The organism is Allostreptomyces psammosilenae, assembly GCF_013407765.1.
Taxonomy (GTDB): domain Bacteria; phylum Actinomycetota; class Actinomycetes; order Streptomycetales; family Streptomycetaceae; genus Allostreptomyces; species Allostreptomyces psammosilenae.
The window spans coordinates 4691126-4706835 of the sequence record NZ_JACBZD010000001.1 but is presented as its reverse complement, the minus strand read 5'-3'; the positions used below and the strand labels follow the sequence as shown (position 1 = coordinate 4706835).

Here is a 15710-nt window from a genome sequence, read left to right as displayed (position 1 = left end):
GGCCGCCGCCCGGCGGTGGGGCGGGCGCGGTCAGCCCCGGGCGGCGGTGGGCTCGTCGGCGGGGTGCTCGGCGCCGTCGGAGCGGGCGAGGACCTTCGAGCGCGAGGCCGCTCCCGGACGGCCGGTTCCGCCGCGGCGGCTGTCCGCGAACCAGATCAGCGCGGCGAGCAGCGCGCCCAGTCCGGCCAGGCCGCCGCCGACCAGGTTGGGCGAGAGGTAGCCGTAGCCGGCGCTGATCACCAGGCCGCCGAGGTAGGCGCCGAGGGCGTTGGCGAGGTTGAACGCCGCCTGGTTGGCGGCGGAGGCCAGGGCCGGCGCGCGGTGGGCCTTCTCCATCACCAGGGTCTGCAGGCCCGGCGAGGCGGCGAAGGCGAAGGCGCCGATCAGGACCACGGTGGCCGCGGCGGACCACTGGGCGCGGGCGGTGAGGGAGAAGGCCAGCAGGGTGAGGGCGAGCAGGCCGAAGGAGAGCACGATGCTCGGCCGCAGCGCGCGGTCCGCGATCCAGCCGCCGAGGGCGTTGCCCAGGGTCATGCCGATGCCGAACAGGGCCAGGACGAGCGTCATGGAGCCGGGCGCGAACCCGGCCACCTCGGTCATCATCGGGGCGATGTAGCTGTAGCAGGCGAACAGGCCGCCGCAGCCGAGGATGACGGTGGCCAGCACCAGCCAGAGGCCGCCGCTGCGGAAGCTGGCGAGCTCGTGCCGCAGCCCGACGTCGCTGCGGCGGGGCAGGTGGGGGACGAGCGCCACGATGGCGGCGACGGCGACGACGCCGATCAGCACCACGACGCCCATGGTGACGCGCCAGCCGAAGCGCTGGCCGAGCAGGGTGGCGCCGGGCACGCCGACCACGTTGGCGATGGTGAGCCCGGCGAACATCACCGAGACGGCGCGGGCCCGCAGGTGCGGGGCGGCCAGTTCGGTGGCGACGACGGCTCCGGCGCCGAAGAACGCGCCGTGCGGCAGCGCGGCCACCACGCGGGCGACGGCGAGGAACCAGAAGTTGGGGGCGAGCGCGCACAGCAGGTTGCCGACGACGAACAGGCACATCAGGCCGATCAGCAGGGTGCGGCGGGGCACCCGGGCGGCGATGGCGGTGAGCAGCGGCGCGCCGATGACGACGCCGAGGGCGTAGCCGGAGACGAGCCAGCCGGCCTGCGGGATCGACACCTCCATGTCGGAGGCGACGTCGGGCAGCAGGCCCATGATGACGAACTCGGTGGTGCCGATGGCGAAGGCGCTGATGGCGAGGGCCAGGAGAGCCAGGGGCATGCGGGACTCCAGTGGTCGCGCGGGCGGCCGGCGCGTGGGGGTGTGCGCGGGCGGGCCGGCGCGCGGCGGGACGCGGGCAGGCGGGGAGGGGTACGGACGCCGGTGTCCGCCAGTGAAGGAAAGCACGACCGCCTCCGCGGGGATTCCTGGGGATTCCCGGGGAGGCGGTCGTGTGTGCCGTGGTGGCGGAGGGTTCACGTGGGCTTGGTCGTGGATCCTTCGCCCGGGGGCCCGGTCCGCCGGGGCGGACGGGGCCGTGCATCAGCCTAGTGGGTGGTACGGCGCCGGCTCACCTCGGGGCGGGCGGCTCACAGGTCGAGGTCGGCGGCGATCGGGCGGTGGTCGCTGCCGGTGGCCGGCAGCACCCAGGAGTCCACCGGTTCGACGCCCTTGACCAGCACGTGGTCGATGCGGGCCATCGGGAAGGAGGCCGGCCAGGTGAAGCCGAAGCCGTCCCCGGCGGCGCCCTGGGCCGAGCGCATGCCGGCGGTGATCGGGGAGAGGCTGCGGTCGGTGGCGGTGCCGTTGAGGTCGCCCATCAGCACGACCCGTTCCAGCGGCTCCTCGGAGATGGTGGCGCCGAGCGCCTCGATGGTCTCGTTGCGCTGGTCGGAGGAGAACCCCTCGGCGCCGACCCGGACGGAGGCGAGGTGGGCGACGTAGACGGCGAGCGGGCCGCTCGGGGTCTCCACCTCGGCGCGCAGGGCGCGGGTCCAGCCGATGCTGATGTCGATGTCGGCGGACTCGCCGACGGGGTAGCGGCTCCACAGGCCGACCGTGCCGCCCCGCACGCTGTAGGGGTACTCGGCGGCCAGCACCTCCTGGTAGACGGGCAGCGCCTCGTCGGTGATCTCCTCCAGGGCGATCACGTCGGCCTCCGCCGCGAGCAGCGCCCGCGCCGTCCCGGTCGGGTCGGGGTTGGCGGCGCCGACGTTGTGGGCCAGCACCCGCAGGTCGCCGGCCCCGGGGGTGCCCTTGGGCAGCAGCACGGATCCGAACATGCCGATCCAGACCACGATCGGCAGCAGCAGGGCCAGCAGGGCCACCCGTGCCCGGCGCAGCAGGGCGCCGAGCAGCAGCACCGGCACGGCGGTGCCGACCCAGGGCAGGCCGGTGTCGAGCAGGCTGGCGACGTTGCCGAAGCTGTTGGAGACGAAGTCGCGCAGCAGCATCGGAAGGGCGGAGAGCACGGCCAGCACCGCGAGGATCCAGCCCCGGCGCCACCGGCGGGTGTCCTCGGGACGGCCGAGCAGCAGCCGCAGCGGCCATCCGCGCCGCCCGGGGCCGGCCGGCCCCGGCGTGGGCCCGGGGGCGGACGGCGCCGGAGGCTCCTGCTCCTCCGGCGGGCCGGGAACACCCCACTCGGGCTCCTCGGGCGGCCGCTGGAGGGTCGCCGGTGAGGGGCGGGTCAGGCGCAGGGTCTTCAGGTCACGGTCGGGGCCGCTGCCGTCGTCTGCCGTTGCCATGTCGTCCGTTCAGGCTCGTGCGTACCGTGCGGAGGGGATCGGCCCGGCGCCGGGGTACGGCGTCGGGAACGCGCGCTTTCGCGGTGGTTCGTCCGTCCTCATGGCGTGTAGGACGTTCACCGGGCGGCGAGAAGTTCCACAATCGTCGATGACGCGATCACGAGATGTGGCGGTTAGATCATGCCGCACGGCGAGGGGTGGGAGACCCACCGCGCACCCCCGGCCGGGCGCCGCCGGCGGCCGCGCAGGCGTGCCCGAGGCGTCCGCCGCGAGGGCGTGGGAGCGGGGGTCAGCCTACGGGCGCGGCGGCCCCGCGCGCACCCCTTCCCCACGCTTCGCGCACAAATGTGTTCTCCCGGCGTCCGCCGGGCGCCGGCTGTCTGACGGGTCCATGACGATACGTCGGCCCGGCCGGGGCGGCGGGCGTCCGGGCGCCGGCCTTCCCCGCCGTGCTCAGCCGCGGGGGCGGGCGCCGTTCAGCACCAGGTCGACCACCCGGGCCGCGGTCTCCCGGGTCGGGGCCGTCCCCTCGCGCAGCACCGTGCCGGCCAGCATGGGGCCGGCGAGGGCCTGGCCGAGCACCTGGAGGTCGACGTCGTCGCGGATCTCCCCGCTGGCCACGCCGCGCTCCAGGACCCGGCGCAGCGCCTCCCGGCGCCGGTCCACCACGATCCGCTTGTACTGGGCGAACAGGGCGGGGTGGCAGCGCATGTCCGCGATGACCGAGCGCAGCAGGCCGCTGGTGGCCTCGCCGGCGGCGTGCTCGCGGATGTGGTCGCACAGCCGCACCAGGTCGTCCTCGACGGAGTCGCCGGGCAGTTCCGGGACGGGCAGCTCCACCTGGGCGACCACGTGGGCCAGCAGGGCGTCCTTGCCGGGCCAGCGCCGGTAGACGGTGGCCTTGCCGACGCCGGCGCGCTGGGCGATGCCCTCGATGGTGAGGTCGGCGATGCCGTGCCCCTCGGCCAGCAGGGCCAGCACGGCGTCGGTGATGGCGGCCTCGGCGGCGGCGCTGCGCGGCCGGCCGCGCCGGCGGTCGCAGGGCGGGTCGCCGGCCGGGTCGTACGGGTCGCCGGCCGGGCACGGCGGCGGGGGCCCGTCCTCCTGGACGGCCATCGGCTCCACGGCCGACGGCTCCGCGGCCGGCCGCCCGACGGCCCGACCGGGACCGAGTCCCCCCGCCGGTTCGGCTCGCACGGGTCCGGCGCCCGGGTGCGGGCGGGGCGGCGGAGGGCTCGGTCGGGTCATGGCGTCACACTCTCACAGGGTCGTTCGGCTCATGGTCGCCGGACGCCGGGGCGGCGGACGGCGACCGGTCGCCCTCGGCGGGCACCGGGGTCGTCCCCTCAGCCTGCCCCATCCGCCCCGTTCCGGCGGCCCGGTCGGCGCCGCCCGGTCGGGCGAGCCGGCCGGGGAGGAAGCGGAACACGACCACGGCCCCGAGCAGCGTGACGGCGGCCGAGACCAGCGAGGTGAGGTGCATGGCGTCGACGAACGCCGCCCGGGCCGGCTCGACGAGCGCCTGGCCGCGCGCGCCGAGGGAGGCGGCGACGCCGAGGGTGGCCTCGATCGACTCGCCGGCGGTGTGCCGCAGCTCCGCCGGGATCGCGGCCAGCGGCGCCTCGACGCCGTCCCGGTAGCTGGTGGAGAGCACCGTGCCCAGCACGGCGACGCCGAGCGCGGCGCCGACCTGGCGGACGGCGCTGGACAGGGCCGATCCGGTGCCGGCCTTCTCGCGCGGCAGTGCGGCCATGATGGCGACGGTGGCCGGCGGGGAGACGTGCGCGATGCCGGCGCCCTGGACGAAGAACACCACGGCCAGCAGCCACGCCGGGGTGCCGGCGTCCACCAGCAGGAACAGCAGGAAGGACAGCGCCACCAGGGTCAGCCCGCCGGCGGCCACCACGCGGGCGCCGAGCCGGTCCACCACCGCCGAGGCCCGCGGGGCGAAGGCGAGCTGGGCGACCGCCTGCGGCAGCATCATCAGGCCGGACTGCAGCGGGGTGTAGCCGCGCACGCTCTGCAGGTAGAAGATCATGAAGAAGCCGACGCCCATCAGCACGAAGAACGCCAGCCATATGGTGATCATGGCCGCGGCGACCTGCCGGTCGCGGAACAGCCGCAGGTCCACCGCCGGGTGGTCGGTGCGCAGCTCGTGCCAGGCGAACAGGGCGAGCACCAGCAGGCCGCCGAGGCCGGTGGCCCACACCTCGGGCACGGTGACGTCGGCCAGCTCGCCGCCGCGGATGATCGCGAAGACCAGCAGCACCAGGCCGACGATGGACAGCAGCACGCCGACCGGGTCCATCCGGCCGGGGGCGGGGTCGCGCGACTCCGGCACCACGACGAACATGGCGATCACCGCGACCACCACGATCGGCACGTTGACCAGGAAGACCGAGCCCCACCAGAACCGCTCCAGCAGCAGGCCGCCGGTGATCGGGCCGATGGCGATGGCGAGGCCCACCGCGCCGGCCCAGATGCCGATGGCCCGGGGCCGCTCCTGGGGCTCGAAGACGTTGGTGATGATCGCCAGGGTGACCGGCATGACCAGCGCGCCGCCGACGCCCATCAGGCCCCGGTAGGCGATCAGCTCGGCCGGGGAGCCGGCGAACGCGGACAGCAGCGAGGCCGCGCCGAACACCACCATGCCGGTGAGCAGGACCTTCTTGCGGCCGAGCCGGTCGCCGAGGATGCCGGCGGTGAACAGCAGGCCGGCGAAGACCAGCGTGTAGGAGTTGATCGCCCACTCCAGCTCGGCCTGGTTCGCACCGAGGCCGACCGGGGGCGGGGTGGCGATGGTCCGCATCGCCACGTTGAGGATCGAGTTGTCCAGCACGACGACGAGCAGGCTGAGGACCAGCACGCCGAGGATCGCCCAGCGGCGGCGGTGGACCTCCTCGGGGACGGTGCGCGGTGGCGGCCCGGATGGCTGCGAGCTCAAGGTTTCCTCCGTTCGGGAGCGACGCCGGGCGATTTGCGATACGGCGCCGTCTCGGAACGAGGAGCATAGTCCCCTTTACGGAACGGATGCGTTCCGGAAATTAAAGATCGGGCAAAGGGTCGGTCGGGACCGGGCATGGCGCGGCGCCGGAAGGGCCGGCGGACCGCGTGGCGGCCACCGGGCGACGTCGTGACGGTCACCACAGCGGGCACCCCTCGGCCGGTCGGGGGACCGCGTGCCACGATGAGGACATCCGGGGACGTCCCCGCCGCGCGGCCACCGCCGCGCCGCCGGGCGCCACGAGACCCACAACAGGAGATGCGACACCCATGGCCCTTCCTCAGGCACAGCCGGGACAGCCGACGCCGGGACAGCCGACCTCGGGGCAGCCGACCTCTGCACAGCCGGGGCCGGAGGGATCGCCGGCCCCGTCCGCCGGCCTGCCCTCCGCGCCGCAGATGACGCTCTACGGCGGGGCACCGGCGACCCGCCGGGTCACCGTGCGCGACCTCGCCGCCGCCAAGCAGCGCGGCGACCGCTGGCCGATGCTCACCGCCTACGACGCCCTGACCGCCGGCGTCTTCGACGAGGCCGGGATACCGGTCATCCTCGTCGGCGACTCCGCCGGCAACACCCACCTCGGGTACGAGAACACCGTGCCGGTCACCATGGACGAGATGGCGATGATGGCCGGCGCCGTGGTGCGCGGCACGCGCCGCGCGCTGGTCGTCGCCGACCTCCCCTTCGGCGCCTACCAGGCGTCTGCGCGCCAGGCGTTCGACAACGCGGTGCGGCTGGTCAAGGAGGCCGGCGTCGGCGCGGTCAAGCTGGAGGGCGGCGAGCGGGTGCTGCCGCAGGTCCGGCTGCTGGTCGAGGCCGGCATCGCCGTGATGGGCCACCTCGGGCTCACCCCGCAGTCGGTGCACACCCTCGGCGGGCTGCGGGTGCAGGCCCGCGACGAGGCCGCCGCCGCCCGGCTGCTCCGCGACGCCCACGCGCTGCAGGAGGCCGGCGCCTTCTCGGTGGTGCTGGAGGCCGTGCCGGCCGAGCTGGCCGCCAAGGTGACCGCGGAGCTCTCCGTGCCCACCATCGGCATCGGCGCCGGCCCGGACTGCGACGCCCAGGTGCTGGTCTGGCCGGACATGGCGGGGCTGACCCCGGGCCGCACCCCGAAGTTCGTCAAGAAGTACGCCGACCTGCGCGACGTCCTCGGCCGCGCGGCCCGCGCGTTCGCCGACGACGTGGTGGCCGGCTCCTTCCCGGCCGCCGAGCACACCTACCGCTGAGCCGTCCCGCCCGAGCCGGGGCGGCGCCCGCCCCGGCTCAGGCGGACCGGCGGACCACCAGCTCCGTCGGCAGGATCACCGCCGAGGGCTCCTCCCCGGCGATGCGGGCCATCAGCAGCCGCACCAGCTCGGCGCTGATCCGCTCCATCGGCTGGCGCACGGTCGTCAGCGGCGGCTCGGCGCCCACCGCGATCGGGGCGTCGTCGAACCCCGCCACCGCCACGTCCTCGGGCACCCGGCGCCCGGCCCGCCGCAACGCGGTCAGCGCCCCCAGCGCCATCAGGTCGGAGGCGACGAAGACCGCGTCCAGGTCGGGGGCGCGTTCCAGCAGCTGCCGCATGGCCTCCTCGCCGGACCGCTGGGTGTAGTCGCCGTGCGCGACCAGGTCCGGCCCGTCGGAGCCCACCACGTCGCGGTACCCCTCCAGGCGCTGCACGCCGCCCGGCGTGTCCAGCGGGCCGGTGATCGTGGCGACCCGCCGCCGGCCGCGCTCGCGCAGGTAGCGCACCACGTCCCGGGCGCCCTCGCGGTCGTCCGCCGCCACGTACGCCACCCGCCGCTCGTGGCCCATCGGCCGTCCGCAGGCGACCACCGGCAGGTCGCCCCGGCTCAGCTCCTCCAGCAGCGGGTTGCCGGCGTGCGTGGAGACCAGCAGCACGCCGTCCACGTGCCCGGACCCGAGGAAGCGCACCACCCGCCCGCGCTCCTCCTGCGTGCCGGCCGTGGCCAGCAGCAGCGGGATGTCGTGCTTGCCCAGCTCGGCCGTGCAGCCGCGCAGCAGGGTGGAGAAGTTCGGGTCCTCGAAGAAACGCTCCTGCGGCTCGGCCAGCACGAACGCCACCGACCAGGCCCGCTGGGTCACCAGGCTGCGGGCGTTGCGGTTGAGGACGTAGCCGGTGCGCTCGATGGCGCGGTTGACCGCGTCCATGGCCGACGGACTGACGTTGGTGCCGCCGTTGAGGACGCGCGAGACCGTCCCCCGGGACACCCCGGCCACCGCCGCCACGTCCTTGATGGTCGGACGCCGACGGCCCGGCCGGGTTCCGGCCGGGGCTCCGAACTGCTGCGCTGTCACGAGCTCTAGCCTATCTTCGCTGCTCGGTTCGCCTCCGGACCGATGTCCGGGGCCCCCTTCCGCACCCCGGGGGGGCCGGGCCTGGGCCCGGCCCCCCCGGGGCGGTTCTCCCTCGGCGGTACCGCTACTTCACCGCGCCGGCGAGCATGTCCACCCGCCAGTACCGCTGGAGGAGCAGGAACAGCAGGATCAGCGGCAGCACCGCCAGCAGCGCGCCGGTGATCACCAGGGTGTACAGCGCGGGCTGCGAGGCGCCCTGGTTCAGCAGGCTGTACAGGCCGACCGTCACCGGGAACCGGGTGTCGTCGCTGAGCATGATGAACGGCAGCATGAAGTTGTTCCAGATCGCCACGAACTGGAAGAGGAACACCGTCACCAGGCCGGGCACCATCACCGGCAGCGCGATCCGGGTGAAGATCCGCCACTCCCCCGCGCCGTCGGTGCGGGCGGCCTCCATCACGTCGTCCGGCACCGAGGCGGCGGCGAAGATCCGCGCCAGGTAGATCCCGTACGGGCTGATGATGCTGGGCAGCAGCACCGACCAGTAGGTGTCGGTCATGCTCAGCTCGGCCAGCAGCAGGTACTGCGGCACGGCCAGCACCACGCCCGGCACCAGCACGCCGGCCAGCAGCACGTTGAACATCACGTTGCGCCCGCGGAAGCGGTACTTCGCCATGGCGTAGCCGCACATCCCGGACACCAGGGTGGAGGCCACCGCGCCGACGCCGGCGAACACCGCCGTGTTCAGCATCCAGCGCCAGAACAGCCCGTCGCGGTAGGCGCTCAGCTCCCGGATGTTGTCCAGCAGGCTGCCGGACGGCCAGAAGGTGAAGGTGGAGAACAGCTCGGTGTTGTCCTTGGTGGCCGCCGTGACCACCCACAGCACCGGGAGCAGGCAGTACAGCGCGCCGAGCAGCAGCACCGCGCTCGCCAGCAGCGGCGGGCGGCGGCCGGACGGGCGGCGGGCGCCCCCCACCGGTCCCGCGGTCAGGGTCGGGGTCGCCCCCGGGGCGAGGGTCGTGCTCACCGCTGCTCACCTCCGAAGGCGCGGTTGTTGACCAGCCGCAGGAAGCCCAGGGAGAGCACCAGGGTGACCACGGCGATGATCACCGAGGTGGCGGCGGCCGAGTAGATGTCGTTGGCGATGAAGGCGTCGCGGTAGACCTTCATCAGCGGGGTCCAGGTGGTGGAGATGGAGTTGGTCAGCGGCGAGAGCATCTTCGGCTCGCTGAACACCTGGAGCGTCGCGATGATCGAGAACACGCTGGTCAGGATGATCGACGGCATCACCATCGGGATCTTGACCCGCAGCGCGATCTGCACCTCGGAGCAGCCGTCCAGCCGGGCGGCCTCGTAGACCTCCTGCGGGATGGAGCGCAGCGAGGTGTAGATCACCAGCATGTTGAAGCCGACGCCGCCCCACACGCCGATGTTGGCGACGGACACCAGGATGTTGTCCAGGCCCAGGAAGTCCGGGGCGGGCAGGCCGAGGGCCTCGGCGACGGCGGTGACCGGGCTGACCGACGGCAGGTAGAAGAAGCCCCACAGCAGGGAGGCGATGATCACCGGCACCGCGTACGGCAGGAAGATCGAGATGCGGGCGAACCGGGCGAGCAGCACCCGCGGGGTGTCCAGCAGCAGGGCGAACAGCAGCGCCAGCCCGAGCATGACCGGCACCAGGATCAGGCCGTAGCCGAGCACCCGCACGGTGCTGTCCAGCAGCTCGGGGTCGGTGAGCGTGGCGGCGTAGTTCTCCCACCCGGCGAAGACCTGCTCACGGGAGTTCGGTCCGAGGCCCAGGCCGATCGCCTGCGTCCGGCGGAAGCTGAGGAAGACCGTGTAGGCGATCGGGACCAGCATGAAGACGACGAAGAGCACCGCCGCCGGGAGGATGAAGGCGTACGGGGCCGTGCGGGAGACTCTCCTCCCGACGCCGCCCGCCGTGGGGGCCGATGACATGACAGTTCTCCGTTGCGTGGTCACTGGTTCACCGAGAAGCCGTCGTCGGCCATGTTCCGGAACACCGCGTCCTGCATGGCGCGGGCGGCGTCCGCGAACGGGGTGCGACGGGTGATGGCCGAGCCGAAGGCGTCCTTGAACGCGTTGTAAGCGACGTTCACGTTGGGCCCCCAGGTGACGCCGGCCGTGGTGTCGGCGACCTCGCTGGCCAGCTCGTAGTAGTCCGGCTGGTTCGAGAAGTAGGCCGGGGGCTCCTCCAGGGCCTGCTGGGCCGCCTGGTCGGCCGGGTAGATGCCGGCCTGCTCGACCAGCGCCGAGACGGCGACCGGGTCGGTGTTGAGCCAGGCGGCGAACTCGGCGGCCTCCGCCTGGTGCTCGGAGCCGGCCATCACGCCGGTGGAGGAGCCGCCCCAGCTGCCGGTGGCGGGCGCCGTCCCCTCCCACTGCGGCAGCGGCGCCGCGGCCCAGTCGCCGGCGTTGTCGGCGGCGATCGAGGCCAGGTTGCCCGGCGCCCACACCGCGGAGGGCCAGGACCAGTAGGTGCCGTTGCCCATGCCGCTGTTCCACTCGGGGGTGAACATCGGCACGTCGTCCACCGCGTCCTCGGTGACCAGCTGGTCCCAGAACTCGGCGACCTTCACGGTGGCCTCGTCGTCGACGCCGATCCGCCAGCTCTCCCCCTCGATGCTCCACCACTCGGCACCGGCCTGCTGGGTGAGGCCGGCGAAGGCGCCGGGGTCGGTGGAGGAGAAGGTGGTCAGGTAGGCGTCCGGGTCGATCTGCCGGACCTGCCGGGCGACCTCGCCGAACTCCTCCCAGGTGGTGGGCACCTGGAGGCCGTGCTCGGCGAAGAGGTCCTGGCGGTAGTAGAGCATCATCGGGGCGGCGTCCTGCGGGACGCCGTAGACGGCGTCGGTCCCGAGAGTGACCTGCTGCCAGACGCCGTCCGCGAAGTTCTCGCCGAGGTCTCCCACGTACCCGGAGATGTCGGCGAGCGCGCCGTTGCTCGCCAGGTTCGGCAGGGCCTGGTACTCGACCTGGGCGAGGTCCGGCGGGTTCCCGGCGCCGGAGGCGGTGAGCAGCTTGGTGACGAGCTCGTCGCCCGCGGCCTGCTTGCTGACCGTGACGTGGACGTCCGGGTGTTCGGCGTTCCAGATCTCCACGACCTGATCGATGTTGGGCGCCCAGGACCAGAAGGTGAGTTCCGTTCGGTCCTCTCCGGCGCCCACGGAGCAGCCGGCAGCGAGGAGGGCGGCGCTCGTGGTGAGCGCCGCGATCCGGATGCCGATGAGCTTCATCGCTCCTCCGGGGTTGTCGGGGGTGGGGGTACGGGGCGGGGCGGCGGAGAGGCACGCGGTGACCGCCATGATGCGTGAACAGCGGGTAAATCCGCAGGTAACGCGGTTGTGAACGTGCCCAAGACTCGCCGCCCCTTTCCCCCTTGTCAAGACATCGACGCCGGCTGCCATCAGGTGATATGAATCGTGATGCGGCTTGTGCACGTTCACAGGACATGCCGCATCCGCCCGGTGACCGGCGGCCGTCCGGCGCCCCCACCGGCACCCACCACCGGCAACCGCCCGCGGCCAGCAGGCCACGCGTCGCGCCACCGGCCACGCTGCCGCGCGTCGCCGAGACGTCAAGGAGTCAGGTCCACATGCGCCCCATCGACCCCGTCACCGACACCCTCGCCTACGGGGGCGACTACAACCCGGAACAGTGGTCCGAGGAGGTCTGGCGGGAGGACGTCAAGCTGATGCGGGAGGCCGGGGTCAACCTGGTCAGCCTCGGCATCTTCTCCTGGGTGCGCCTGGAGCCGCGCGAGGGCGAGTACGACTTCGGCTGGCTGGACCTGATCATGGACCTGCTGCACGAGGGCGGCATCCGGGTCGACCTGGCCACCCCCACGGCCGCGCCGCCCGCCTGGTTCAGTCGGGCGCACCCGGAGAGCCTGCCGATGACCCGCGAGGGCTACCGCCAGGGCACCGGCTCCCGGCAGTCGTTCTGCCCCTCCAGCCCCGCCTACCGGGCCGCCGCCGCCCGGATCACCGAGGCGATCGCCCGGCGCTACGCCGACCACCCGGCGCTGGCCATGTGGCACTCGCACAACGAGTTCGGCAACCACAACGCCGCGTGCTGGTGCCCGGAGTCGGCCGCGGACTTCCGCCGCTGGCTGCGGGCCCGCTACGGCACCCTGGACGCCCTCAACGACGCATGGGGCACCGCCTTCTGGGGCCAGCGCTACGGCGACTGGGAGGAGATCGACGTCCCCCGGATCACCCCGACCGCGGTCAACCCCTGCCAGCAACTCGACTTCATGCGCTTCTCCTCCGACGCGCACCTGGCCAACTACACGGCCGAGCGGGACATCCTGCGCCGGTACACCCCCGGCGTCCCGGTGACCACCAACTTCATGGCGAACACCTGCAAGAACATCGACTACTGGCGGTGGGCGCCGGAGGTGGACGTCGTCTCCAACGACCACTACCTGATCGCCGAGCGCCCGGACAACCAGATCGAGCTGGCGCTCGCCGCCGACCTCACCCGCTCCCTCGCCGGCGGCGCCCCCTGGATCCTGATGGAGCACTCCACCGGCGCGGTCAACTGGCAGCCCCGCAACATCGCCAAGCGCCCCGGCGAGATGCACCGCAACAGCCTGGCCCACGTGGCCCGCGGCGCCGACGGCGTGCTGTTCTTCCAGTGGCGGGCGGCCCGCGCCGGCGCCGAGAAGTTCCACTCGGCGATGCTGCCGCACGGCGGCACCGACACCCGCACCTGGCGGGAGGTCGTCGCCCTCGGCGACCGGGTGCGCACGCTGACCGAGGTGCGCGGCAGCCGGGTCGTCGCGGACGCGGCGGTCGTCTGGGACTGGAACTCCTGGTGGGCGCTGGAGCTGGACTGGCGGCCCTCGGTGGAGCTGCGCTACATCGAGCGGATCGAGGCCTACTACGAGCAGCTGTGGCGCGACCACCGCACGGTGGACTTCGTCCGGCCGGACACCGACCCGGCCGACCTCGCCCGCTACCCGATGGTCGTCGTGCCCAGCCTGTACCTGCTGCGCGAGGACGCCGCGGCCGGCCTGCGGGCCTACGTCGAGGGCGGCGGCCACCTGGTGGTGTCGTACTTCTCCGGGATCGTCGACGAGCACGACGCGGTGCACTCCGGCCGCTACCCCGGCGCGCTGCGCGAGGTGCTGGGCCTGAGCGTGGAGCAGTGGGCGCCGCTGCGGGAGGGCGAACGGGTCGGCCTGGCGCTCGCCGACGGCGCCGACGGCGTCCCCTCCCTCGCCCGCTTCGGCGACGGCGGCCCGGCCGCCTCCGCGGACGTCTGGACCGAGGAGCTCCGCCTGGAGGGCGCCGAGGCCGTGCTGCGCTACACCAGCGGCCCGGCCGCCGGCCTGCCCGCCGTCACCCGGCACCGGCTCGGCGCGGGCACCGCCTGGTACGTCTCCACCCGGCTGGACGGCGCCGGCCTGGCCGCGGTGCTGGCCGCCGCCGGCGCGGACGCCGGCCTCCCCGCCGCCCCCGAGCTGCCCGCCGGCGTGGAGCTGGTCCGCCGCCGGAGCGAGGACGCCGAGTACCTGTTCGCCATCAACCACACCGCCGAGGACGCCACGGTGCCCGGCAGCGGCACCGAGTTGTTCACCGGCGCCGAGTGCGCGGGCGTCCTGCCGGTGCCGGCCGGCGAGGTGCGGGTGCTGCGCACCGCGCCGAGCAGCGCCGAGTAGCACCCCCGGCCTCCGCCTCCCCTGGTTCCCCCGTCCGCCCCGTCCCCCTGACCGCGGGGCGGACGGGTCGGGGCCGGACCGCGACACCCGCCTCATGGGACGGCGGGTTCCGCCGCACGCCGAGGGTCGTGCGGCGGTACGCGGCCCGGCCCCCGCTTGTCCCGCAACTCCCGTGTCCACCGCGTCACGACACTCCCGAGGAGCAAGCAAGACATGAGCCGCAGCACCGCACCCCACCGCACCGGCCGGAGAGCGGCCCCGCGCTGGCTGCTCGCCGGCACCGCCGCGCTCACCGCCGTGGGCCTGCTGGCCCCGGCGGCCTCCGCCACCCCCGGCGCCGACGCCGCCGGCCTCCCCCGGCTGGCGAACGGCGGCTTCGAGGAGGCGACCGCCTCCGGCCGGCCCGCCGACTGGACGGTCCGGCCCGGGCGGGCCGCCGACGCCGTCCGGCTCACCGCCGGCGGCCACTCCGGCGCCCACCACCTCACCCTGGGCTTGCCCGCCGCCCCCGCCGACGCCGACGCCGGCGCCGGCACCGGCACCGGCGAGGCCTCCTCCGCCGCCGCGCCGGCCGGCGGGGCGCCCGTCGAGGCCCGCCAGCGCCTGCGCGGCCTGGACCGCGGCGAGTGGACGCTGACCGCCTGGGTCCGCGCCAGCGGCGAGGGGGCCGGCTGGATCGCCCTGGAGAACTGCGGCGGCCCCGAGCGCCGCACCGCCGTGCCGGCCGGTGCCGGCGAGGAGTGGGTGCGCGTCGTGGTCTCCACCACCGTGCGCGGCGGCGCGTGCACGGCCGTGCTGGGCGGCGCCGGGACGGCCGGGGCCGTCGCCGAGTTCGACGACGTCACCCTCACCCCGGGCGGCGCCCCGCTGGCCATCCGCGGCGGCGACGTCTCCACTCTGCCCAAGGCCCTGGACCTCGGCGCCACCTTCGCCGACGCCCGCGGCCGCGAGGCGGAGGCGCTGGACGTCCTCGCCGCCGGCGGCATGAACTACGCCCGGCTGCGGATCTGGGTGGATCCGGCCGACGGCTACACCAACAAGGAGCAGACGCTCCGGATCGCCCGCGAGATCAAGGCCCGCGGCATGGGCCTGCTCGTCGACTTCCACTACTCCGACACCTGGGCCGACCCGGGCAAGCAGTTCAAGCCCGCCGCCTGGGAGTCCCACACCCCCGACCAGCTCGAACAGGCCGTCCACGACCACACCTACGACGTGCTGAAGGCGCTGGCCGACCAGGGCACCCCGGCCGACATGGCGCAGATCGGCAACGAGATCAACGGCGGCATGCTCTGGCCCGACGGCCGCTACGACAACTGGGACCAGCTCGCCGCCTTCCTGCGCGCCGGCGTCGCCGGCTCCCGGGAGGCGTCCCCCGACACGGCCATCGTGCTGCACATCGCCGACGCCGGGAAGCTGGACACCGTCCAGTGGTGGTTCGACCAGGCCACCGCGCGCGGCGTCGACTTCGACGTGATCGGACTGTCCTACTACTCCTACTGGCACGGTTCGCTGGACGAGCTCCAGACCACCCTGGACACCGTCACCGCCCGCTACGGCAAGCCCGTGGCCGTCGTGGAGACCGCCTACCCCTTCACCCTGGAGGAGGCCGACCACGAGCTGAACGTGATCAACCCCAGCAGCCCGGTGACCGACGGCTACCCCGTCTCGCCGGCCGGGCAGGCCGCCAACTTCCGCGACGTGCAGTCCGTCGTGCAGGCCGTCCCCGGCGGCATGGGCCTGGGCGTCTTCTACTGGGAACCCACCTGGACGGCGGTCCCCGGCCTCGGCTGGGACCCGGCCGACCCCTCCTCCGGGGACGGCTGGGAGAACCAGGCGGTCTTCGACTTCGACGGCCACGCCCTGCCCGCGGTGCGGGAGTTCCGCGCCCGCTGACCACCCCGACAGGCCACCGTTCCCCCGCACTCATCCCGGCATATCGGGACATCCAGCCGTAAACTGAACGACGGTGCCGATCATG

At 74.2% G+C, this 15710-nt stretch carries 11 protein-coding genes; 3 read left to right on the top strand and 8 right to left on the bottom strand.

The genetic code is table 11. From position 1 onward, the window contains the following. Positions 1 to 30 precede the first annotated feature (30 nt). The 4 genes from FHU37_RS19470 to FHU37_RS19455 form a co-directional block, all read right to left on the bottom strand. On the bottom strand, positions 31 to 1275 hold the full coding sequence (locus FHU37_RS19470) for an MFS transporter (RefSeq protein ID WP_179815423.1): 1245 nt from the start codon (positions 1273 to 1275) through the stop codon (positions 31 to 33). Positions 1276 to 1583: 308 nt separating this feature from the next. Next, positions 1584 to 2741 (bottom strand): endonuclease/exonuclease/phosphatase family protein, encoded by a 1158-nt coding sequence (locus FHU37_RS19465; RefSeq protein WP_179815422.1) that lies wholly within the window; start codon positions 2739 to 2741, stop codon positions 1584 to 1586. Between the two features lie 453 nt (positions 2742 to 3194). Beyond that, a complete protein-coding gene (locus FHU37_RS19460) occupies positions 3195 to 3857 on the bottom strand; it encodes a TetR/AcrR family transcriptional regulator (RefSeq protein ID WP_179816401.1) in 663 nt (220 codons plus the stop codon). 136 nt (positions 3858 to 3993) lie between these two features. Further along, the gene (locus FHU37_RS19455) at positions 3994 to 5685 is read right to left on the bottom strand and encodes an MFS transporter (RefSeq protein ID WP_179815421.1); all 1692 of its coding nucleotides are present in this window, start codon (positions 5683 to 5685) and stop codon (positions 3994 to 3996) included. Between the two features lie 329 nt (positions 5686 to 6014). On the opposite strand from FHU37_RS19455, the gene panB reads away from it, so the two are divergent. Then, the gene (panB, locus tag FHU37_RS19450) at positions 6015 to 6971 is read left to right on the top strand and encodes a 3-methyl-2-oxobutanoate hydroxymethyltransferase (protein ID WP_179815420.1); all 957 of its coding nucleotides are present in this window, start codon (positions 6015 to 6017) and stop codon (positions 6969 to 6971) included. 37 nt (positions 6972 to 7008) lie between these two features. Here the strand turns inward: panB and FHU37_RS19445 are convergent, their stop codons facing one another. From FHU37_RS19445 to FHU37_RS19430, 4 genes are all read right to left on the bottom strand, one after another. Next, positions 7009 to 8046, bottom strand: coding sequence for a LacI family DNA-binding transcriptional regulator (locus FHU37_RS19445; RefSeq protein WP_179815419.1), 1038 nt, complete (start codon positions 8044 to 8046; stop codon positions 7009 to 7011). Positions 8047 to 8170: 124 nt separating this feature from the next. Further along, positions 8171 to 9073 (bottom strand): carbohydrate ABC transporter permease, encoded by a 903-nt coding sequence (locus FHU37_RS19440; protein ID WP_179815418.1) that lies wholly within the window; start codon positions 9071 to 9073, stop codon positions 8171 to 8173. Beyond that, positions 9070 to 10005, bottom strand: a complete 936-nt coding sequence (locus FHU37_RS19435) for a carbohydrate ABC transporter permease (protein WP_179815417.1) — start codon at positions 10003 to 10005, stop codon at positions 9070 to 9072. The genes FHU37_RS19440 and FHU37_RS19435 overlap by 4 nt, the downstream gene beginning before the upstream one ends. Positions 10006 to 10025: 20 nt before the next feature. Further along, positions 10026 to 11303, bottom strand: a complete 1278-nt coding sequence (locus FHU37_RS19430) for an ABC transporter substrate-binding protein (protein ID WP_179815416.1) — start codon at positions 11301 to 11303, stop codon at positions 10026 to 10028. Between the two features lie 359 nt (positions 11304 to 11662). On the opposite strand from FHU37_RS19430, the gene FHU37_RS19425 reads away from it, so the two are divergent. Together FHU37_RS19425 and FHU37_RS19420 are read left to right on the top strand one after the other, a co-directional pair. Next, entirely contained in the window at positions 11663 to 13732 is a 2070-nt protein-coding gene (locus FHU37_RS19425) for a beta-galactosidase (protein WP_179815415.1), read from the top strand. Between the two features lie 213 nt (positions 13733 to 13945). Continuing rightward, a complete protein-coding gene (locus tag FHU37_RS19420; RefSeq protein WP_179815414.1) occupies positions 13946 to 15625 on the top strand; it encodes a glycoside hydrolase family 53 protein in 1680 nt (559 codons plus the stop codon). The last annotated feature ends 85 nt before the right edge of the window (positions 15626 to 15710 follow it).